Genomic DNA, 21,270 nt, shown 5'->3' with positions numbered 1-21,270 from the left:
GAGGACACATTTTCTGATGAGTATCGCCCAATTATATATATTTTTTGGTAAAATTGAATATAATCGTATTTATTTCCTCATCATTTTATCATTTAATGACATTTTAGTGGTGCGAATCTCCTAGGGAATTTATGGGAGCTTAGGATTCGCACTCATTACCTTATTATTTTTTTATTACTTTATTTTATCATGAAAAAGAACAAAAAGATCCAAGAACAACTAAAAATTGTCCTTGAATCTTTTTATTCAGTAACTAATGCTTTCTTTTCTAATAGCTGATTAACCTCGGTAGATAATTGTAGAAACAATTCGTGATTATCATTTTCTAAGGCTTGATCGATTTGTCTATATAAATCTGCAATTTTCATCTCTACATCTTCTGTGAAAAAATATTCTTCTAGTTTTGACACCACATCAGCGTCTAATGTTTCATTCCAACGATGATACGGATTGTCTTCTAAAACAGCTAAAAAGAATTCATTTTCCCATGAACGATTAAAGCGGCATTCTAAATATAGTGGATGCTTCCAATTCAACCGGATTTCATGAAAAATTTGATCACTATCTGTAAAGACTTTATCTTTTAAAAATAATGATATTGGCTCACCTTCTAGGGTAGTTGCTTGAACACAAATCCCACGAGGTGTTTTATCTGCATGTTCAACAAAATGAACATTTTTCAATATTGTTTCATGATTTGTTAAATAATTCAAAATCCAAGAAACTTCTCGACGTGAAAAAGACTCATGTGACACCAACCAATTTAAAAAACGTTTTTTATCTGCAACATTGATGGTCATTTTTTTCACCCTATCTTTCTGATAAATCGTCTAAAATAGACTGTACCTCCAAATCACCTGGTTCATGAGCTAAATAATGAGACAACAGATGACGCGCTTCCTCTAAGCGCCCTTCTTCACGTAAGAAAATACCATATTCTTTCATAAATTCAGGCTCATGGTTTAAGGCAATATTTGCCTCTTCATAATATTTTGTAGCAGAATCGAATTCTTCCAATTCGTTGTAAGCATGGGCTAGATTCCATAAAGCATACGGATTATCTTGATCCTCCATACGACTAATGGCATCAATCACTTCATCAAACATTTCTTCATTTAAGTACAAATTACTTAATGTTAATAATGTCTCATCTGCTTTTTCGCCAGTTTCTAACGCTTTTACTAGGTAATCTTCTGCTTTTTTTACATCATGTAATCGATAGCTATTTTCAGAAGCGAAATGATAAAAATCAACTTGGTAAGGATTTTCTTGAATCCCTTCTTCAATTACTGCCTGTGCTTCTTCTAATAACTCTTCTTCTTGTAATGCTTCTGCTAGATATAAATATAATGCTTGATACTGCGGATTCATCGCACGTAATTGTTGTAAATAATAAATAGCTTTCTCATTTTCTTTCAATTGTAAATAGACAAAAGCCGTCTGAAATAAACGATCATCTGTTTGTTCGTCTTCCAATGCTTCTTCTAGAAATAAGACTGCTTCTTCAAATTTCCCTTGCATACTTAACGATGATCCAATTCTTTCGACAAGTGAGATTCCTGTGACATCTAAAGTCTCATCTTGTAACAGTTTCCGATAGATTTGTTCTGCTTCAACAAACTTATCCATTGAAAAATATAATTCCGCTAAAGCAAATTGAATTAAATTCTCTTCTGGCAATAATTGAGCCGCTTCTTTTAATTTTGCTTCGCTCACTTCAGGAATTCCTAACACTTGATACAAATCAGCTGTAATCAATAAGGCTTGCGGATATGTCTCGCTTGATTTAGAAATGGCTTCTAAATATTCAAACGCTTCTTCCATCTCGTTATTCTCAATTGCAATTTCTGCAAGTGGTAAATTATAGGCATCTTCGCTTGGTTGACGCTCTGTTAATGTAATAAAAACTGCTTTGGCTTCTTCTAAAAAACCAATAGCTAATAATTCTTCTCCTAATTCTGCCAAAATAGCATCATCATCTTTTTTTAATGCTTCTTCTAAAGATAATTGTGCTTCAGCTAAATCTTCATTTTGTAACGCTTGAAGCATTTTTTCACTGTATGTCATTTTCTTCCCTCAAATCTCGGCAATCATTTTTTGATAATGTTCCATCGATTGTATTAACTGATTTTCAGTTATTGATTGCTCTCTTCCTATTGTACCAATTTCTGACAAAACCACCAACTGTGGGTACTTTTTCTGTAAATGTAACACATTTTGCAAGTATTCAGCAACCGAAATCTGCTCTGGGAAAACAATCGGAAAACCTAAATGCTTTAACCAAATCATAAAGTTTTTAATTCGAAAAGTTGTTTCTATAATTTCTAAATTCCAAAATAAATGCAATACCATTCCTAAAAATCGTTTCATATTTTCTGAGAGCAAATGGCCATTTTCTGTATGATAAAATGCCTCTTCGAATATTTTACCGAATCCTTCAATTTCTTTTGAAGCTTGCTGATAACTCTCTATGACTTGTGACACAAAGGCTATAAAAGAAGTTGATTGCACTTGTTTTCTATTAGGGAAATTTTTAAATAGTGTTTGTAGAAATGCATAATTATAAACTAGTCCTACACGAATAAATGCTTGTAAATCCACTAATTTCCCATCATTTTGTCCAGCAACAATGGTTTGATCTAAAAAAATTTTTTCTGGTAAATTCTTTTCTGTTAACAGCATTTCCATCGATTGCTTACAAATAAACCGTTCTTCAACAAGAGCTGCTACGAATGAACGCAAGGTGGTAGGCAAGACCCAAAAATCACCTGATAAAATAGTAATCTTTTGAATAAAACCAGTCAACTGAATGACACCTTCGTTTCCAAAAGCAACAAATAAATACTCTTTGTTTGGAGAAAATTGACCTAAAAAGTCTAATACATCCATTAATTCCCGAACATGATTTCCATAAATCAAGTTACTACAAACATACCAATCAATTGCTTGTGGAGAAAATATGTGTTGAATTTTTTCAAAAAAATGATCGTAATAGCGTTGATTTGTTAAAACAATAATATGTTTATTTGCAAACATTTCTGGATGAATACTTGAAGATAAAATTTCACCATAAACAATAGCTGTTGTTGCATTATTTTTTTGATAATTTAACTGCATCTTTCTCCCTCCTTGTTATGTATTATAACACGTTTATTTAAAGAACAGAAAAAAGCAAAATCCCGAAAGATTTTGCTTTTTTCATTAGACTAATAAGGTGAATAACGATTGGTTTTCACTCAAATCAATATAGGCAGGATCAAACTCAGCAATGCGTTCAAATAAACTTGGAACATCTTCACGTGTTTTTGATAACACACCTAAGACAACCGGCCCTGATCCACGATTGATTTTTTTCGTATATTCAAAACGAGTAATATCATCATCTGGACCTAACACTTCACTAACAAATTCTTTCAATGCTCCTGGGCGTTGAGGAAAATTGATAACAAAGTAATTCATCAATCCTTGATATATCAATGAACGTTCTTCAATTTCGGCCATACGATTAATGTCGTTGTTACCGCCACTAATAATACAAATAACCGTTTTCCCTTTAATTTCAGCTTGCATCGACTCTAATGCTGCCACACTTAATGCACCCGCAGGTTCTGCGACAATTGCTTGTTTACTATACAATTCTAAAATTGTAGAACAAACTAAGCCTTCATCTACAGTCATCAGCTGATCAACATATTCTTTCGCATGTTGATAGGTAAGTTGTCCGACTTCTTTTACAGCTGCTCCATCTACGAATTTATCGAGTTGTTTCAAGGCAACAGGTGCGCCGTAATCAAAAGCCTCTTGCATAGAAGGGGCTCCTTTTGGCTCCACTCCAATAATCTTAGTTACTGGACTAACATCTTTAACATACGTGCTAACACCACTGATTAGACCACCACCGCCAATTGCTGCAAATACATAGTCAGGCTGATAGCTTTCTGCTAATGCATCTGCCATCATTTCAACTGCTAACGTTCCTTGACCAGCAATAATTGCTGGATCATCAAAAGGATCGATAAATGCCATTCCTTTTTCTTTTGCAAAAGCTTTAGCTGCTGCTGCCGAAGCATCGAAGGTATCTCCTACTAATTCAATCGTGACATTATTGCCACCGAAGAAAGAAACTTGTGATACTTTTTGTTGTGGGGTTGTACTTGGCATAAAGATGACTGCTTGTACTCCGATTTCTCGACAAGTATAAGCAACTCCTTGCGCATGATTTCCGGCACTCGCACACACAACACCTGATTCTAATTCACTTTGCGGACGCTTTTTAATCGCATAATAAGCGCCACGCAATTTGAATGAACGTACTTTTTGTAAGTCTTCTCGTTTTAGTAGGATTGTTGCTTGATATTTTTCTGATAGATATCGATCATATTGTAATGGTGTATGAGCAACAGCCGATTTGAGTAGCTGATACGCTTGGTCTACATCATTTCTTGTTACTAACCCCAAATTATTCACACCCCTACTTATGTCTTAGTCGATTGTTTTTACGAATGGCATCATTTTTCTTAATTCAGCACCAACAGCTTCGATTTGGTGTCCAGCACGTTCTGCGCGCATTTTCTTGAATTCTGGGAAACCATTTTCGTTATCTTTTACAAAGTTGTTTGCAAATGTACCATTTTGGATGTCTGTTAAGACTTCTTTCATGTTTGCTTTAGCAACTTCTGTGATAACACGTGGTCCAGAAACGTAGTCACCATATTCGGCAGTGTTTGAAATAGAATTACGCATTTTAGCGAATCCACCTTCATAAATTAAGTCGATGATTAATTTCATTTCATGACATACTTCAAAGTAAGCTAATTCTGGTTGGTAACCAGCTTCTACTAATGTTTCAAAACCTGCTTCAATCAAGCTAGTTAAGCCACCACATAGAACTGCTTGTTCACCGAATAAGTCAGTTTCAGTCTCTTCTTTAAATGTTGTTTCTAAAACACCTACACGAGTTGCACCAATTCCTTTAGCGTAAGATAATGCTGTTTCTTTCGCTTTGCCAGTAGCATCTTGGTATACCGCAAATAATGCTGGTACAGCAAATCCATCAGTAAATGTACGACGAACTAGATGGCCTGGTCCTTTTGGTGCAACTAAAAATACGTCAACATCTGCTGGAGGAGTGATAACATCAAAGTGAATGTTAAATCCATGCGCAAATACTAATGAATTTCCTGCTTCTAAGTTAGGTGCGATTTCTTTTTCATAAAGTGAACCTTGAATTTCATCTGGTGCTAAAATCATGATTACTTCTGCTTGTTTTGCTGCTTCACTTACTTCAAAAACATCAAAGCCATCTTCACGGGCTGCTTCTGCTGATTTACCTTCACGAATTCCGATGATAACTTGGTGGCCATTATCTCTTAAGTTTTGTGCATGGGCATGTCCTTGAGAACCGTATCCCACAACCGCAATTGTTTTTCCTTCTAGTGCATTTTCTACTACTGCATCTTCATAATAAACTTTTACCATAAATCTATTCCCTCCAAAGTTATAATCTTCTTTTATTTTATATATATTAAAAGCATTTTAATGCGTTTAACCTCTTTTTATTCCGGTAATACCGGTTCTTGCCAATTGTTTGATACCATATGGACGTAACACATCAATAAATGCGTTAATTTTGTCATGAGTACCTGCCACTTGGACAATAATAGTTTTTTGTGCCACATCAACGATATCAGCACGAAATGGTGCAATAACTGCTTGAATCTCAGAACGAACACTCATTGGTGCATTTACTTGAATTAAAGCTAATTCTCTTTCGATGTGTGGATCATCCGTAATATCTGATACCTTCACAACTTCGATTTGTTTGTTTAATTGTTTTGTTACTTGCTCTGCTTCTGACAAAGTGTTCACATTAATAACAATTGTCATCCGAGAAATTTCTGCTTCAACTACGCCGACTGAAATACTTTCGATATTTACTTGTCGACGATTTAATACACTCGTAATTCGACTAAGTACACCAGATTTATTATACACGATTGCTGTTATAATTCGTCTCATTTCACTCCACCCCTATCATCTTATCATTAGGAACTCCCGCAGGAACCATTGGCGTAACGTGTTCCGAATTTGAAACAATTACTTCAATCAACATTGGCCCTTCTTTTGCAAAGGCTGCTTCTAGTTCACTATCGACAGTGGCAGGATTCATGATACGTACAGCATCAATGCCATAAGCCTCTGCTAATTTAATGAAGTCTGGCTGTCCATCAAAAACAGAAGAAGAACGTCTTTCATTATGGAATCGTTCTTGCCATTGACGAACCATTCCTAAAGAACCATTGTTAATTAATACAAATTTAACGTTCAAACCATTTTCATTTAAAATAGCAAATTCTTGGTTAGTCATTTGGAAACCACCATCACCAACGAAAACAATTACAGGACGATCACGATAAGCAAATTGTGCTCCAATTCCAGCTGGTATTCCAAAGCCCATCGTTCCAAGTCCACCACTTGTAATTAATTGATTTGGAAAATTGAATGGATAATATTGTGCAACCCACATTTGATGTTGACCAACGTCAGTTGAGACAAAAGATTGTCCTTTTGTAATTTCTCCAATTTTTTCAATAACACGTTGTGGCTTAATCTCATCTTTGTTTTCACGATCATATTTAAATGGGTATTTTTGTTTGCGTTCTATGCAAAGTTCTTGCCATGCTTGACTATCCACTTCAAAAGGTTCAAAAGCTAATAATTTTTCTAAAGCATTTTTTGCATCTCCCACAATCGGAATATCTGTTGGAATGATTTTTCCAATTTCAGCTGGATCAATATCAATATGCGCAATCACTGCTCCTGTTGCAAATTGACTTGGACACGTAGCCAAACGATCATCAAAACGACTACCTATATTAATGAGTAGGTCACATTCAGCTAACGCCATGTTGGAAGCATAACTTCCGTGCATTCCGCCCATACCTAAAAAGTACGGACAATCTGCTGGCAATGTTCCTAAACCAAGTAAAGTTGTGACAGTCGGTAATTTGTAACGTTCAACAAACTCTTGTAACTCTTTTGCCGCATTTGCAGCCGTAATCCCCGCACCAGCTAATACAATTGGTTTTTTCGCTTTTTTGAGTTGCTCCATCAAGCGAGTTATTTGTAATTGTGAAGGATTGGTTGTTGGCTGATAGCTAATCAAATTGACTGGTTTCGTCCGTTGCGTATAGGTGCCCTCAATAATTGAAATATCTTTTGGTAAATCAATAACAACAGGTCCTTTACGACCAGTTGTTGCAATATGAAAAGCTTCATCAATGGTTTTTTCTAATTCTTCCACATCACGAACTTGGTAATTATGTTTTGTGATGGGTAGTGTAATTCCTAAAATATCTGCTTCTTGAAAAGCGTCTTTCCCAATACCAGGTGTTGCAACTTGTCCTGTAATAACAATTAGAGGAACAGAATCGCCCATCGCATCTGCAATCCCCGTCACAACGTTTGTTGCTCCAGGACCACTTGTTACAATTACTACACCAGGTTTGCCTGTTGCTTTGGCATATCCTTCTGCCGCATGTACTGCACCTTGTTCATGTCTTGTTAGGATATTGGGAATTTCTGCATCGTATAAAGCATCATATAATGGAAGAACCGCACCACCAGGATACCCAAAAACTAATTCAACATCATGTTTTTGCAAGCTTTTTAATAAAAGCTGTGCTCCTGACATTTTTTGAGCTATTTCTTGATCTTGATTCTTCATTAATTTTCCTCCTAGTCTTTTGGTACTCGCATAATTCCACCTGTATGGGCAGATGTTACTAATGCTGTATAGCCACTAACCAACCATGTTTTAATTTGAAACATGTCTGTTCACGTTCAGCTATTTCTTCATTAGATATTTCAATATTTACTTTTATTTGGTCACTTCTAATCGTACCACTCCTAGTTCCTTATGCCAGATTTTTCTGAAAAAAAGAGCATCCTTCTAACAAAGTAGAATGGGATGCTCTTTTGTAAGAATCCCATTCACTAACACAAATAGGACTCAAACAACCGGATTTTTTTCCGTGTTCTAAGTCCACTTACCTAATAATGACCAATAAGTATTGTCTTTCTTTGTGCATGTGAATCGTCTCCTTACAAGTTGAAAAATCTATTTTTATCTCTGGTTTATTTTGTTGATTTTTTACAATATAACGTTAATCAAAATAAAAGTCAATAAGTTTTCTGAATTTTTTTTATTTTCTGCACAAATGGTAAATTTTACTACACCGTGGATTTCAAAATGAAAAATGAATTAGAATTTAATAACTTTTTACCATTGTACATGAAAAACAAATGAATGTTAAGTAAATGTATTCTAAAAAAAGGAATGCGACAAAATTGTCGCACTCCTTTTTATGCAAATAACGATTCAATTAATTCTTGTGTCTGATCTACGCCATCTTGTTCTAAAGTTTGTACAATACAACTTCCAATAATGACACCATCGCAATAATTGTTAAATGTTTGAACGTGCTCTGGTTTCGACACACCAAATCCTGCTAAGACTGGAATTGGGCTTTTTTCGGTAATTTTTTGCAAATGTTGATAAAGGTTATCCTGATAGTTTCGATTAACACCGGTTGTTCCGTTAATTGTTACTGCGTAAATAAATCCATCCGCATCACTAACTAATTGTTCGATTCGTTCATCGGAACTAGTTAAAGTCACCAGTTGTATAAACGCAATATCACTATCTTTTGCTGGTTCTAAAAACATTTCTCGATGCTCATAAGGTAAATCCGGAATAATTATTCCTTTGACATCTGTCGAACTTAAATCTTCTACTAATTTGTCTAAACCATAATGAAAAAAAGAATTAAAATAGCCCATCAAAATCAAAGGAACTGGCGAATTAAATTCATTTAAAAAAGTAATAATCTTCTTTAAAGTTGTTCCACGTTCGCGCGAATGAATCCCTGCTAGTTGGATAACAGGTCCATCAGCTACTGGATCAGAAAAAGGCACGCCTAATTCAATTGCGCTTGCTCCACTGTCAGCTAACATTTCAATTTCATCAGCCAAACGTTCTAAGCCATTTGCACCAGCCATAATATACGGAATAAATAATTTATTTCCATTGTCTTTTTTTTGTTGTAATACATGTGTTAATGATTTCATTCCTGTGCCATCCTTTCTTTGATTTGTTGCACATCTTTATCCCCACGACCAGATAAACAAATTAAAATGCTTTCTTCTGACGACATTTCTTTCGCTAATTTCATTGCATAGGCAATTGCATGTGAACTCTCTAATGCTGGTATGATACCTTCTGTGCGTGATAACAAATGGAAACCTTCAAGTGCTTCTTCATCAGTAATTGTTTTGTATTCTGCTCTTCCAGAAGTATACAAGTGCGAGTGTTCTGGTCCTATGCCAGGGTAATCTAAACCAGCTGAAATAGAAAAGGCTTCTAATACTTGTCCATCATCATCTTGTAAAAGGTGCATTTTACTTCCGTGTAACACACCAACATCACCTTTTGTGATTGAAGCAGCATGTTCTTCAGTGTCCAAACCTTTTCCAGCTGCTTCCACCCCAATTAATCGGACATCATCATTGATAAATGGATAGAACAAACCAATTGAATTGCTTCCGCCACCGACGCATGCTAATGCTACTTCAGGTAATTTTCCTTCGACTTCTAAATATTGGCGCTTTGCTTCAGTCCCAATCACACTTTGGAAGTCACGAACGATTTCTGGGAATGGATGTGGACCCAAGGCTGAGCCTAATACATAGTGCGTATCTTCTACCGTTGCCACCCAGTAACGTAACGCTTCATTTACAGCATCTTTTAATGTACGGCTACCTGAAAGGACGCTTTCTACTTTTGCTCCTAACAATTCCATCCGAAAAACGTTTAACTCTTGGCGCTTCACATCTACTTCACCCATGAAAATAATACATTCCATGCCGAAGAGTGCTGCGGCAGTTGCAGTAGCTACGCCATGTTGACCAGCACCTGTTTCGGCAACAATTTTATTTTTTCCCATACGTTTTGCTAACAATACTTGACCAATCGCATTATTGATTTTGTGCGCTCCGGTATGATTCAAATCTTCACGTTTTAAATAAATTTTAGCTCCACCAAGATGTTTGGTTAAATTATCAGCATAATACAAAGGCGTTTCACGACCAACATATTGTTTTAAATAGTAGTCCAATGTTGTTTGGAATTCTGGATCATTTTTTGCTTCTTCATAAATTTGTGTTAATTCTTTCACGGCATACATCAAAGTTTCAGGCACAAATTGCCCACCAAAATCACCGTAAAATCCTTTATTATCTGGTTGTTGATACATGGTCATACTCCTTTACTTGATTAATAAATGCTTGAATTTTCGCTAAATCCTTCACACCATTTGTCTCGACACCACTAGATACATCGACGCCAAATGGTTGAAAATAGGTAATTGCTTGTTGAACATTTTCTGCTGTCAATCCACCAGCAATGAACAATTTTTCTTGAGGCAATAAGTTCAGTTGAACAGCTTCCCATGAAAAGGGTTCGCCATTTCCTCCATAAAACTCTTTCGGTGGTGCGTCTAATAGTAAAAAATCAGCGGTTGTCTTAAATTCTTTTTCGTTTCCAGTTACACTTTTCGCTTGAATCATAGGAACACCACATGACCCGTTAGGAAAGTCTCCATGAATTTGAACCAAGTCTAATCCAGCTTCTTGAACGGTTTGTTGTAACTGTTCAATAGTTGGAGACACAAATACTCCCACTTTTTGAATTGTCACGGGTACATCAGTCGTCATTAATCGTACTTGGTTAGATATCACCTCGCGTTTGCTTTTTGCAAAGACAAACCCCAGATAATCTGCTCCCAAACGACATACTTCATCTACTGTATGTTTATCCATCAAGCCACAAATTTTAATTTTCGTCATGACGACTCACTCGCAATTCTGCAATTTTTGCTTTTGGATTTTCTGCACGCATCAACGTCTCTCCAACTAAAATAACATGATAATCTTTTGCTACTCGTTTGGCATCTTCACCGGTAACAAAGCCAGATTCACTAATGTAGATTGGACCATCATCAGGCTGAGCTAAATCTAAGCTGTGCTGAATATCTACAATAAATGTTTTTAAATTACGATTGTTTACACCAATGATTTTAGCATCAATTGCGTGTGCCTTTTCCATTTCTTCAGTATCATGTGTTTCAACTAAAACCTCTAAATCAAGAGATATTGCTTTTTCATGCAATTCTTTTAGTTTATTGAAAGGTAATGCTGCAACAATTAACAAGACCATGCTTGCTCCTGCGTTTTTTGCACGGAATAACTGTTTTTCGTCGATAATAAAATCTTTACACAAAACAGGTACTTGAACATTTTTAGCAACTGTTTGTAAATCTGTCATATTTCCTTTAAAAAATACTTCATCGGTTAAAACTGAAATTGCTGAAACACCCGCTTGTTCATAAGATTTTGCTTGTGCGACAATATCAACATCGACATTGATTTCTCCTTTTGAAGGAGAAGCCCGCTTAATTTCTCCAATTACATGAAGTTTTTCTGGATGTTCTTTTACTTGCTGGTAAAAAGGATAGGCTTTTGCTTGATTTTTTCGTTCAACAATTGGTAATTGCGCGACTTCTTTACGTTTTTCAATTAAAATTTTCTCTAAAAAATCCATTACTGGACCTCCTTTTGTTTCTCAATTAATTGTGCTAATTTTTCGCGAGCAGCCCCAGAAGCAATGATTTTTCTCGCTTCTTCTACGCCTTCTTTTACGCTATTCACCTTTCCATTTGCATAAAAACCTAATCCTGCGTTCAATAAAACGGTATCTAGAAAAGGTGATGGTTGATTCTCTAAAACTGAAACAAGAATTTCTGCATTACGTTTAGAATCTCCGCCAACTATTGCTTCTAAAGGATATTCTGGTAATCCCGCATCCGCAGCAGAAATCGTGAATTCTTCAACCTTACCATTTTCTAGTAATGCAAATTTTGTATCTCCAGCTAAATTAGCTTCGTCCATCCCATATGCTCCTTGCAAAACAATCGCTCGTTTACGTCCAAGCTTACCAAGCGTTTCTGCCGTTTCTTTGAGTAAGCTTTCCGCAAAAGTTCCCATTAGCTGTGTTTCCAAGTTTACTGGATTGGTTAGTGGACCAATTAAATTTAAAATAGTTGGCGTTGCTAGTTCACGGCGAACATTAATGACATAACGCATGCTAGGATGCATTGCTTGTGCGAATAAGAAGGCAATTCCAATTTCATTTAATAGTTGGCTAATTTGCTCTTGTGATGTCGTCAGTTTCACGCCTAGTTCCTCTAAAACATCGGCACTACCAGAACGACTAGAGATACTACGATTCCCATGTTTTGCCATTGGTATCCCACCTGCTGCTAAAACAAAAGCAGTTGTTGTACTCACATTAAAACTGTTCGAATGATCGCCACCAGTTCCGCAATTATCCATTGCATTAGTTGGTGCATTTTCAATTGTTAAAGCATTTTTTTGCATAACTTTGGCAATTGCAGCCATTTCTGTTGATGTAATGCCCTTCATTTTTAAAGCAATCAATGCAGCAGAAATTTGTGTATCTTTTAATTCACCTGTAAAAATCATTTCTGCTAATTGGGTCATTTCTGATTCAGTTAAATCATTTCCTTGATATAATTTTTCAAATATTTCTTTCATTTATTTATCCTCCACTACCTCTAGGAATGTATCAATCATTGTCTGACCCTCTGTTGTACCAATTGATTCTGGATGGAATTGTAATCCATAAACAGGGTATTCTTTATGCTTAATCGCCATAATTTCATCATCTGCATACCCATATACTTCAAAAACTTCCGGTAATGTATCTGGTTCAATAATTAATGAGTGATAACGCATGATATCTGTATCTAAAGTTACATCACGAAACAATCCTTGTTGCTCATGCTTTAATTCAGAAACTTTCCCATGCATAATTTTTGTAGCAATACTAATTTTTCCGCCGAAAACCTCTCCTAATGCTTGATGCCCTAAGCAAATACCTAGCATCGGTTTTTCTTTGTAAAAACGACGAATGATTTCTTCCATTAAACCAGCTTCATCTGGTCTTCCTGGCCCAGGTGAAAAGACAATTGCGGATGCTTTTTTAGCTGTTTCAATTAATGCAGGATCATCATTTCGTAAAATGACAAGTTCTGCATTAAATTGATGTGCCAAATTGTGTGTAAACGAATCATAATTATCAACTAATAAAATCATCTTCCCACCTCCAAAAGGGCTTTAGCTTTTTGTAATGTCTCATAATATTCAGCTGTTGGATCTGAATCTGCCACTATGCCTGCACCTGCTTGAATATAAGCTTTTTTATCTTTAATTAGCATGGTACGAATGGCTATTGCAAAGTCGGCTTGATTATCCATAGAATAATATCCCACAGCCCCAGCATACATGCCTCGTTTGACTGGTTCTAATTCATAGATACGAGTCATAGCACGAATTTTCGGAGCCCCACTTACAGTACCTGCTGGTAAGGTTGCTCTTAATGCATCCATTGGTGTTAAATCTTCTTTTAGCTCTCCAGTTACTAGAGAAACAATGTGCATGACATAACGATACTTTTCAATGGTCATATTTATTGGTAATCGTACAGTCCCACGTTTAGCAATTTGTCCAATGTCATTTCTTCCTAAATCGATTAACATCATATGTTCTGCACGTTCTTTTTCATCTGCTAATAATTCTTCTGCTAACGCCACATCTTCTTCAACTGTTGCGCCTCGCTTTCTAGTACCAGCAATCGGATTAGTTGTCACAAGTCCATTCTTTACACTAACAAGACTTTCTGGTGAACAACCTACCACTTGTAATTCTTCAAAATTGAGGAAATACATATACGAAGACGGATTGGAGAGACGTAAGTAGCGATAATAATCAAATGGATCTAACTCAAATTCTGCTTGTAGCCGTTGTGATAAAACAATTTGGAATAAATCACCTTCTTCAATTAATTTTTTCGCTTTACGAACACGATTTTCAAATTCTTCTTGACTAACATTACTGGTGAATGGTAAATTGATGTCTTTTTTCTCTATTAATTCTTTTGATGTTGGTGTTTGTAAAAAGCCAACAATCTCTTGAATACGCGTTTCCATTTCAACGACTGTTTTTTTGCTGTAGGCATTTGAATGAACGATAGTCACTATTTCAGTACGATGATCGTATACAACAAAAGTTTCAAAAACGTAGAAATAGATATCTGGTACATCTAATTTATCTTTTGGAATTTGTCCGATATTTTCATAACAAGCAGCTACATCATAACCCACGTACCCAATCGCTCCACCTTGGAATGGAATTTCAGGAATTATTTCTTCGTCATGAAGGATGTGCTTCTCCAATTCTTTTAGTGGATCGGAACAAGGAAAACTTTCGCCATTTACTGAAAAAATCCCTTCTTGATAACGTAATACTTTAACAGGATCAAGTGCAACAATTGAATATCTTGCCCCTTCTTCAGCTTCACGAGGGTTGCTTTCTAATAAAAATTTTTTATCATGTTGAATTCTTAAAAAAATAGATACCGGCGTTAAATAATCCCCTTGTATTTGTCGAGTAATTTTCATTTTATTCATCCTTTCATGACTGCTAAATACAAAAAAGCCCTCAGACTCGCTAAAAGCAAGTCTGAGGGCGAATAAATTCACGGTGCCACCTCAATTAATTTGAATAATTTTATTCAAATTCTCGTTATCAATCGTCTATCAACAATTTTCCTCTATAACGGGAGTTCCCGGAGCCACCTACTTCAGTTCAATGCCTCAGCGCAAAAGCCCATTCACTCTTTTTAACTTACTGACTCGCACCCTCCGTCAGCTCCCTGTAAAGTATCAAAAAAGTTACTCTTCTTTTGTCCGCTTAATATTTAATCAGAATATTACATTCTTCTCATCTAATTGTCAACATATTTTTATTATTTTATTAAAAATTATTTTTTAAGGATATCTATAACAAAAACAGTTCTCGTATTTTACAGCTAATACGAGAACTATTTTTTGAAAATTTTTAGTAAAAATAAATATTCATGATACCCTTCTTAATCGAATTGTAAGAGATCTACTCTACAGGGTTATGACAATTGCAACGAGTTAGTGACAAATCACCTAGAATATTTTAGAAAATTTCAATCTATGAAGTTGTGAATACTGCAACCAAAAGAAGCGTAGCGTGAGTATGCCTCAACTTGTGATTTCAATCCATGCAGTCATGAAGACTGCAACTGGTATATTTTCAGGGTCATCCCATCCCAAAAAATATTTCAATCCATGCAGTCATGAAGACTGCAACTCAATGTAGGTGTAGATAAGCCTAAAGTTTCTATTATTTCAATCCATGCAGTCATGAAGACTGCAACCAAGACACCCGAACCTTAAACTCTACGAACAATTTGAATTTCAATCCATGCAGTCATGAAGACTGCAACACGAGGTTCCACGGACTACATCGTTTACTCGTATAAATTTCAATCCATGCAGTCATGAAGACTGCAACATTTAAATAATATTAAATATGCTTCCCAAGTTGATTTCAATCCATGCAGTCATGAAGACTGCAACCTTAATTATATATATTAAAAATAGATAAAATACAAAATTTCAATCCATGCAGTCATGAAGACTGCAACTTGGAAACCGAACAAACGTCACTCCAGGAGCGATTATTTCAATCCATGCAGTCATGAAGACTGCAACTGTTTAGCGAAAATTATGGGCAAATTGAATCATTCATTTCAATCCATGCAGTCATGAAGACTGCAACTCTACCATGCGACTATTGGGAGCAAATGGGCCTATTTCAATCCATGCAGTCATGAAGACTGCAACCTAAGTCATCCGACCATTATTGGGCGACAATCCGAATTTCAATCCATGCAGTCATGAAGACTGCAACGCGGTCACTTTATCGCACCAATTGTAGATGGCGAAATTTCAATCCATGCAGTCATAAAGACTGCAACTATAACACCGTGAGTAAACCATAAATGGTTTAAATTTCAATCCATGCAGTCATGAAGACTGCAACATTCCGCAGTCATTTCAAACGTATTTCTTTTACCACATTTCAATCCATGCAGTCATGAAGACTGCAACTCTACCATGCGACTATTGGGAGCAAATGGGCCTATTTCAATCCATGCAGTCATGAAGACTGCAACCCAACAAGGATTTACAGTTGTCAATACTTTGGCAAATTTCAATCCATGCAGTCATGAAGACTGCAACTTATACAGATGATGACAATGTTTTAATGAGCCGAATTTCAATCCATGCAGTCATGAAGACTGCAACGGTCAAGCAGATGGTCTAGGGTACAACGTATATGGATTTCAATCCATGCAGTCATGAAGACTGCAACTCCTCAAAGTCTCCGTAACCTTGAGCATACGTCCAATTTCAATCCATGCAGTCATGAAGACTGCAACGGTCGGACTTTAAAATGTCATCAATGACTTTACCGATTTCAATCCATGCAGTCATGAAGACTGCAACCCAAGTTTTATTACTAGGTACCATTTTTGATTTATTTCAATCCATGCAGTCATGAAGACTGCAACATATTGATAACTGTATTAACAGTACAATAGGTAGAATTTCAATCCATGCAGTCATGAAGACTGCAACGGCGATTGTTAGTAAAAATAAGACAAAAACGCGTTACTTTTGATGAATATCGCCCGATTATAATTATTTTTTGTCTCAAAATAGGATATAATCGTATTTATTTCTCATCATTTTCTCACTTTCGTTCATTTTATTGGTGCGAATCTCCTAGGGATTTTATGGGAGCTTACTATTCGCACTAATTTCTTATTGAGAAAATTACTAGTTACTTTAACTAAGTATACCACGCTTCAATTTAAACAACTATTTTCAAAATAAAAAAGACTGAGTTTTTCCTCAGTCTTCTTACTATTTATGGCAAACAAAAAACCAACGACGACTTTTTTCATTCGGTTCACTATCAATGAAATCAGCATATGATTCAACATGACTAAAGCCAGCATTTTCTAGCAACATTAGATAGGTATCTAATGAATACGTTCTTTCTTGATGCAATTCATCTTCACGAATAAAATGACCATCTTCATCTTGGACAAAAAATGTCAAGAAATGCTCAATACTATGGGGTTCTTCGCCTTGATAGCTGTCCCATAAAAAAGCAAACTCTTCCGTTTGATAATGATAACTATATGAAGGAAACACTTCATCAATCTGATAGGTTGAATGTACATCGAAAATAAAAATCCCATCATTTTCAAGGGTTTGATATACGCCATCAAAAACTTGTTGAACATCCATTTCATTTTGCATATAACAAATAGAATCAGAAAAACAAGTAATTGCTTGATAAGTACCGACATCAGATAAATCTAACATATCTCCTTCAACAAATTGAATAGCTACTTCTGCTTCTTGTGCGCGTCCACTTGCGATCATCAACATTTCTTCTGATAAATCTAAGGCAGTCACATCAAAACCACCTTTTGCAAATTCAACTGCTAATGCGCCTGTACCACAAGCTAACTCCAAAATTTGTTTGCGCTCGCCAAGATGACGTAATGAAAAATCTAGCCAACGTTTATATAAATCAGTATCCATTACCTCATCGTAAACGAATGCAAAAGTTTCATAAGCCATGATTACTCAACGACCCATTCATTGATATCAACTAATGGTGCATCTGACCAAAGTTTTTCAAGATTGTAAAAATCACGCTCAGAATTGCTGAATACATGGATAATAACGTCGCTTAAATCGATTAATACCCATTTGCCACCATCTTTACCTTCTACGCGTTTCACTTCTACTTGTTGTTTTTCTACTTGTTCAATAATTTCATCAACAATCGCATTAATTTGACGCTCACTGTTTCCTGAACAAATTACAAAATAATCTGCTAATAATGAAATTTCATGTACGTCTAATGCCATAATGTCTTCTGCATGTTTAGAATCAGCTGCACGAACAGCGATTTCTAAAATTTGTTTACTATCTATGATAATTCCCTCCTTGGTTACTTTTTTGCAACCCATTTGTTATATGTTTCAATTGTTTTTGGATAAATTGGTACTTCTTTACTTACAAGATGTAATAGTGTATGTTTCGTTTCATAAGCAACTGCATTATCTAAGTTTCTCAAGGCAATTTCTCGCGCCTCTTCTACCCCAGGAAAATTACGACTAGGTTCAATATAATCTGCCACATAGATAATTTTATCTAATAACGACATTTCGGCAGCTCCGGTTGTATGCACACGGATAGCTTGTAGAATTTCTTCATCATCTATTTCTAGCTCACGTTGAACAAAATTAGCACCTACTAACCCATGCCAAATCTCATTTCCCCAATTTAACAAATCTAAATCAAAATTATCACGGCGAATAACTAATTTAAATTCATCGTCAGAACGTTCTTTGGCATAATCATGCGTCAATGCAGCGATACTTGCTTTTTCAAGAGAAGCACCATATCGTCCTGCTAAAGCAATTGCGGTTTCTTCCACACCTAAAACATGTCGGAAACGTTTTTCACTCATTTGCATTTGCACGCGTTGCATCAATAATTCTCGTTCTAATTGGGTATAATTTCCACTATATTTCATCTAGGTACAGCCCCTTTTCTTGAATATAGTTTACCACATTTGGCGGAACGAGGTAATTTACAGAACAACCTTGTGCAATTTTTTTACGCAATTGAGTAGAACTAACATCCATCAGTGGTACGTCAATCCAAATAATTGGATATTCTGTTTCAGTCGGATAATTAGGTCGACGAACACCGACAAAATTCACCATTTGCATTAACTCATCTATTTTATACCATTTGGGTAGATACTCCACCATATCACCACCAATTATGAAATAATAATCGGTATCTGGATTTTGTTCTGTCAATAACTTCATAGTATCGTACGTATAGCTTTTACCTGCACGTTGTAATTCAATCGGTTCAATGGATAGTAGCGGATTATCAACAATCGCTAATTCCAACATTTGCAAACGATGAACTGCATCAATCGTCTTTTTTTCATCTTGATGTGGGGGCTGGTTCGAAGGCATTAACGCCACAGTTTCTAAACCTAAAGCTTTTCCCACTTGATCGGCCGTAATGAGATGAGCGATATGGACGGGATTAAATGTCCCGCCAAGAATCCCTACTTGCTTTCGCGGTGAGGTACGAATTGGTTCCATTTTTGTAAATGTTTGTACACGACTAAAAGTTTCACCTTGCAACTCAAAAGACCTCCTTCATTAAATTGAACGAACACGTGATGAAATTTTTTGATATTTTTCTTTTGATGATGGTTTAAATACCACTAAGACGCGTCCAATAATTTGAACAATATCACAGTGTAAAGCAGCTTCTAATTCAGCTGCTACATCTTCAGCAATTTCATCGGTATTTTGTAGCAAGGATACTTTGATTAGTTCACGTTTTTCTAACGCTTCGCCAATTTGAGTAATCATTGCATCATTTAAGCCACCTTTTCCTACTTGAAAAATTGGTTGTAAATGGTGTGCTTCACTGCGTAAAAAACGCTTTTGTTTTCCTCTTAATTCCATGTTTTTCTCCTTATATCAATGCTTTTCTTTTTAGAACGTCGACCCCTTTTGGAGCCCAACCTGCAACAACACCAGGTTTTGTTACAGTAATCCAACCAAGTCCAGCAAAAACAATATCTGTTTTTTCTTTCACTGAAAATTCAAAGCGAACAAGTTCTGGAAACTCAGAAACTTCTTCTGCACGCGGTGGTTGTAAAAGTCCTCCTACATGTTTGTTATAAAATTCATCTGCTTTTGCCAATTTTGTTCGATGAATTTCTACATCATTTGAAACATATGCAATAAATGAACTACGCTCACCTTGGATAAAATCAAAGCGTGCCAATCCACCTAAAAATAATGTTTGTTCAGCATTTAATTGGTAAGATTTTGGTTTAATTTCCTTGTGTGGTGCAACAATTTTTAAATCTTTTTTCCCTAAATAATGAGCCATTTGATGTCGATGAATAATCCCTGGTGTATCAATTAAAAACTGACCATCTTCTAAAGGAATTTCAATCTTATCTAATGTTGTTCCTGGAAAACGGGAAGTAGTAATTAATTCTTGGACACCGGCTGATTGACGAATAATTTGATTAATCAACGTTGATTTTCCAACATTCGTTACTCCCACAACATAGACATCTTGTCCTTCACGATATTCTTCAATCGCATCCAATAACGTCGATAATTCATGTGGCTTTTTCGCACTCGTCAACAAAACATCCACTGGGCGTAAACCAGCTTCATGGGCCCGTTCACGCATCCATTGTGTTAATTTTGATTTTTTTAATGATTTAGGTAAGATATCCACCTTGTTCCCTACTAATAACACTGGATTATTTCCTACAAAACGGTGCAATCCTGGAATAAGGGAGCCATTGAAATCGAATATATCCACCACATTGACAATTAATGCGTCCTTTTGCCCTAATTCATTTAATAGACGTAAAAAATCATCATCTGTTAAAGAAACATCTTGAATTTCGTTATAATGACGCAATCTAAAACAGCGTTGGCAATAAACGTCTCCTGTTTCTAACCCTTTTTCTAATGCGGCATTAGGTGTATAGCCTAATTCGTCTTTATTCTCAGTTTGGATAGTTACCCCACAACCGATACATTGAATTGTTTCTGTCATTATATTTCACCTTGCCATTTCATTTCTGGATGTTTGTTTAAAAGATAGTTCATAATTTTTTTTTCCATTTTACGGTTTAATTGTGTTTTCCAGCTATCTGTATCAATAACCGGACGTACCAAAATACTCTTCACACCAGCACGATTAGCTGCCCGGATATCAGTCATTATTTGATCGCCTACCATTACAATGGCATCTTTTTCTACGCCAAGATCCTTACATGCTTTATTAATTCCTTTCGCAAAAGGTTTTAATGCACGTGCAACAAAATCAAGTTCAAAAGCTTGAAGTGCTCGTCCGACACGTTCAGCATTATTGTTTGACACCACAATGACAGGAATTTCAGCTTTTTTCATGGATTCAAGCCATATACGTAATTCTTCTGTACCATCGGGATTATTCCAAGCAATTAAAGTATTGTCTAAATCAGTCAACACAGCTTTGATACCATGCTTATTTAATTGTTCAGGTGTCACTTTATAAATCGCATCTACCATCCAAGTTGGTTTGTAATTTGAAAACATATTTTCTCCTCGTAGTCAAAAAATGAAGGAGT

At 35.9% G+C, this 21,270-nt stretch carries 21 protein-coding genes, 1 CRISPR repeat array and 1 other annotated feature; all 21 genes read right to left on the bottom strand.

Annotation, left to right across the window (positions count from 1 at the left end):
- Positions 1-242 precede the first annotated feature (242 nt).
- The gene (locus AC4BC7_RS01730) at positions 243-800 is read right to left on the bottom strand and encodes a YpiB family protein (protein ID WP_207940222.1); all 558 of its coding nucleotides are present in this window, start codon (positions 798-800) and stop codon (positions 243-245) included.
- A gap of 10 nt (positions 801-810) precedes the next feature.
- Complete coding sequence (locus tag AC4BC7_RS01725; protein WP_490503645.1) at positions 811-2,067, bottom strand: tetratricopeptide repeat protein; 1,257 nt, start codon at positions 2,065-2,067, stop codon at positions 811-813.
- 9 nt (positions 2,068-2,076) lie between these two features.
- Positions 2,077-3,117, bottom strand: coding sequence for a hypothetical protein (locus AC4BC7_RS01720; RefSeq protein ID WP_490503644.1), 1,041 nt, complete (start codon positions 3,115-3,117; stop codon positions 2,077-2,079).
- A gap of 84 nt (positions 3,118-3,201) precedes the next feature.
- Positions 3,202-4,458, bottom strand: coding sequence for a threonine ammonia-lyase IlvA (gene ilvA / locus AC4BC7_RS01715; RefSeq protein ID WP_207940219.1), 1,257 nt, complete (start codon positions 4,456-4,458; stop codon positions 3,202-3,204).
- A 24-nt stretch (positions 4,459-4,482) separates the two neighbouring features.
- Entirely contained in the window at positions 4,483-5,478 is a 996-nt protein-coding gene (gene ilvC, locus AC4BC7_RS01710; protein ID WP_207940218.1) for a ketol-acid reductoisomerase, read from the bottom strand.
- A gap of 66 nt (positions 5,479-5,544) precedes the next feature.
- Positions 5,545-6,018, bottom strand: a complete 474-nt coding sequence (gene ilvN, locus AC4BC7_RS01705) for an acetolactate synthase small subunit (protein WP_207940217.1) — start codon at positions 6,016-6,018, stop codon at positions 5,545-5,547.
- A 1-nt stretch (position 6,019) separates the two neighbouring features.
- Entirely contained in the window at positions 6,020-7,726 is a 1,707-nt protein-coding gene (ilvB, locus tag AC4BC7_RS01700) for a biosynthetic-type acetolactate synthase large subunit (protein WP_490503643.1), read from the bottom strand.
- A gap of 638 nt (positions 7,727-8,364) precedes the next feature.
- Entirely contained in the window at positions 8,365-9,129 is a 765-nt protein-coding gene (gene trpA, locus AC4BC7_RS01695) for a tryptophan synthase subunit alpha (RefSeq protein ID WP_490503642.1), read from the bottom strand.
- Positions 9,126-10,313, bottom strand: coding sequence for a tryptophan synthase subunit beta (gene trpB, locus AC4BC7_RS01690; RefSeq protein ID WP_490503641.1), 1,188 nt, complete (start codon positions 10,311-10,313; stop codon positions 9,126-9,128). Before trpB ends, trpA begins: the two co-directional genes overlap by 4 nt.
- The gene (locus tag AC4BC7_RS01685; protein WP_490503640.1) at positions 10,294-10,905 is read right to left on the bottom strand and encodes a phosphoribosylanthranilate isomerase; all 612 of its coding nucleotides are present in this window, start codon (positions 10,903-10,905) and stop codon (positions 10,294-10,296) included. The genes trpB and AC4BC7_RS01685 overlap by 20 nt, the downstream gene beginning before the upstream one ends.
- Entirely contained in the window at positions 10,892-11,659 is a 768-nt protein-coding gene (gene trpC, locus AC4BC7_RS01680) for an indole-3-glycerol phosphate synthase TrpC (protein ID WP_490503639.1), read from the bottom strand. The genes AC4BC7_RS01685 and trpC overlap by 14 nt, the downstream gene beginning before the upstream one ends.
- Positions 11,659-12,672, bottom strand: coding sequence for an anthranilate phosphoribosyltransferase (trpD, locus tag AC4BC7_RS01675; RefSeq protein ID WP_207940211.1), 1,014 nt, complete (start codon positions 12,670-12,672; stop codon positions 11,659-11,661). The genes trpC and trpD overlap by 1 nt, the downstream gene beginning before the upstream one ends.
- Complete coding sequence (locus AC4BC7_RS01670) at positions 12,673-13,233, bottom strand: aminodeoxychorismate/anthranilate synthase component II (RefSeq protein WP_490503638.1); 561 nt, start codon at positions 13,231-13,233, stop codon at positions 12,673-12,675.
- Positions 13,230-14,597 (bottom strand): anthranilate synthase component I, encoded by a 1,368-nt coding sequence (gene trpE / locus AC4BC7_RS01665; protein WP_490503636.1) that lies wholly within the window; start codon positions 14,595-14,597, stop codon positions 13,230-13,232. The genes AC4BC7_RS01670 and trpE overlap by 4 nt, the downstream gene beginning before the upstream one ends.
- Before the next feature lie 60 nt (positions 14,598-14,657).
- Positions 14,658-14,895 (bottom strand) — a binding site (T-box leader).
- Positions 14,896-15,151: 256 nt separating this feature from the next.
- Positions 15,152-16,652: direct repeats of the CRISPR family, unit length 32 nt; unit sequence ATTTCAATCCATGCAGTCATGAAGACTGCAAC.
- Positions 16,653-16,940: 288 nt separating this feature from the next.
- Positions 16,941-17,669 (bottom strand): class I SAM-dependent DNA methyltransferase, encoded by a 729-nt coding sequence (locus AC4BC7_RS01660; protein ID WP_490503635.1) that lies wholly within the window; start codon positions 17,667-17,669, stop codon positions 16,941-16,943.
- 2 nt (positions 17,670-17,671) lie between these two features.
- Positions 17,672-18,013, bottom strand: coding sequence for a ribosome silencing factor (gene rsfS / locus AC4BC7_RS01655; protein ID WP_207940634.1), 342 nt, complete (start codon positions 18,011-18,013; stop codon positions 17,672-17,674).
- Positions 18,014-18,045: 32 nt separating this feature from the next.
- Positions 18,046-18,633: a bis(5'-nucleosyl)-tetraphosphatase (symmetrical) YqeK gene (gene yqeK / locus AC4BC7_RS01650; RefSeq protein ID WP_490503634.1), complete on the bottom strand. Its 588-nt coding sequence runs from the start codon at positions 18,631-18,633 to the stop codon at positions 18,046-18,048.
- Positions 18,623-19,222 (bottom strand): nicotinate-nucleotide adenylyltransferase, encoded by a 600-nt coding sequence (locus tag AC4BC7_RS01645; RefSeq protein WP_243430471.1) that lies wholly within the window; start codon positions 19,220-19,222, stop codon positions 18,623-18,625. Before AC4BC7_RS01645 ends, yqeK begins: the two co-directional genes overlap by 11 nt.
- A gap of 60 nt (positions 19,223-19,282) precedes the next feature.
- Positions 19,283-19,594, bottom strand: a complete 312-nt coding sequence (gene yhbY / locus AC4BC7_RS01640; RefSeq protein WP_207940205.1) for a ribosome assembly RNA-binding protein YhbY — start codon at positions 19,592-19,594, stop codon at positions 19,283-19,285.
- Between the two features lie 10 nt (positions 19,595-19,604).
- The gene (gene yqeH, locus AC4BC7_RS01635) at positions 19,605-20,714 is read right to left on the bottom strand and encodes a ribosome biogenesis GTPase YqeH (RefSeq protein ID WP_207940204.1); all 1,110 of its coding nucleotides are present in this window, start codon (positions 20,712-20,714) and stop codon (positions 19,605-19,607) included.
- Positions 20,714-21,238, bottom strand: coding sequence for a YqeG family HAD IIIA-type phosphatase (locus AC4BC7_RS01630; RefSeq protein WP_207940203.1), 525 nt, complete (start codon positions 21,236-21,238; stop codon positions 20,714-20,716). Before AC4BC7_RS01630 ends, yqeH begins: the two co-directional genes overlap by 1 nt.
- Between the last annotated feature and the right edge of the window lie 32 nt (positions 21,239-21,270).

The sequence above is a fragment of the Enterococcus sp. AMC1623 genome (assembly GCF_058216495.1).
This window is presented reverse-complemented; position numbering and strand designations above follow the sequence as displayed.

Bases quoted from the DNA above. Each gene is read 5' to 3' on its own strand.
- AC4BC7_RS01730 (WP_207940222.1), bottom strand. From the start codon at position 800: ATGACCATCAATGTTGCAGATAAAAAACGTTTTTTAAATTGGTTGGTG.
- AC4BC7_RS01725 (WP_490503645.1), bottom strand. From the start codon at position 2,067: ATGACATACAGTGAAAAAATGCTTCAAGCGTTACAAAATGAAGATTTA.
- AC4BC7_RS01720 (WP_490503644.1), bottom strand. From the start codon at position 3,117: ATGCAGTTAAATTATCAAAAAAATAATGCAACAACAGCTATTGTTTAT.
- ilvC (WP_207940218.1), bottom strand. From the start codon at position 5,478: ATGGTAAAAGTTTATTATGAAGATGCAGTAGTAGAAAATGCACTAGAA.
- ilvN (WP_207940217.1), bottom strand. From the start codon at position 6,018: ATGAGACGAATTATAACAGCAATCGTGTATAATAAATCTGGTGTACTT.
- ilvB (WP_490503643.1), bottom strand. From the start codon at position 7,726: ATGAAGAATCAAGATCAAGAAATAGCTCAAAAAATGTCAGGAGCACAG.
- trpA (WP_490503642.1), bottom strand. From the start codon at position 9,129: ATGAAATCATTAACACATGTATTACAACAAAAAAAAGACAATGGAAAT.
- trpB (WP_490503641.1), bottom strand. From the start codon at position 10,313: ATGTATCAACAACCAGATAATAAAGGATTTTACGGTGATTTTGGTGGG.
- AC4BC7_RS01685 (WP_490503640.1), bottom strand. From the start codon at position 10,905: ATGACGAAAATTAAAATTTGTGGCTTGATGGATAAACATACAGTAGAT.
- trpC (WP_490503639.1), bottom strand. From the start codon at position 11,659: ATGGATTTTTTAGAGAAAATTTTAATTGAAAAACGTAAAGAAGTCGCG.
- trpD (WP_207940211.1), bottom strand. From the start codon at position 12,672: ATGAAAGAAATATTTGAAAAATTATATCAAGGAAATGATTTAACTGAA.
- AC4BC7_RS01670 (WP_490503638.1), bottom strand. From the start codon at position 13,233: ATGATTTTATTAGTTGATAATTATGATTCGTTTACACACAATTTGGCA.
- trpE (WP_490503636.1), bottom strand. From the start codon at position 14,597: ATGAAAATTACTCGACAAATACAAGGGGATTATTTAACGCCGGTATCT.
- AC4BC7_RS01660 (WP_490503635.1), bottom strand. From the start codon at position 17,669: ATGGCTTATGAAACTTTTGCATTCGTTTACGATGAGGTAATGGATACT.
- yqeK (WP_490503634.1), bottom strand. From the start codon at position 18,633: ATGAAATATAGTGGAAATTATACCCAATTAGAACGAGAATTATTGATG.
- AC4BC7_RS01645 (WP_243430471.1), bottom strand. From the start codon at position 19,222: ATGGAACCAATTCGTACCTCACCGCGAAAGCAAGTAGGGATTCTTGGC.
- yhbY (WP_207940205.1), bottom strand. From the start codon at position 19,594: ATGGAATTAAGAGGAAAACAAAAGCGTTTTTTACGCAGTGAAGCACAC.
- yqeH (WP_207940204.1), bottom strand. From the start codon at position 20,714: ATGACAGAAACAATTCAATGTATCGGTTGTGGGGTAACTATCCAAACT.
- AC4BC7_RS01630 (WP_207940203.1), bottom strand. From the start codon at position 21,238: ATGTTTTCAAATTACAAACCAACTTGGATGGTAGATGCGATTTATAAA.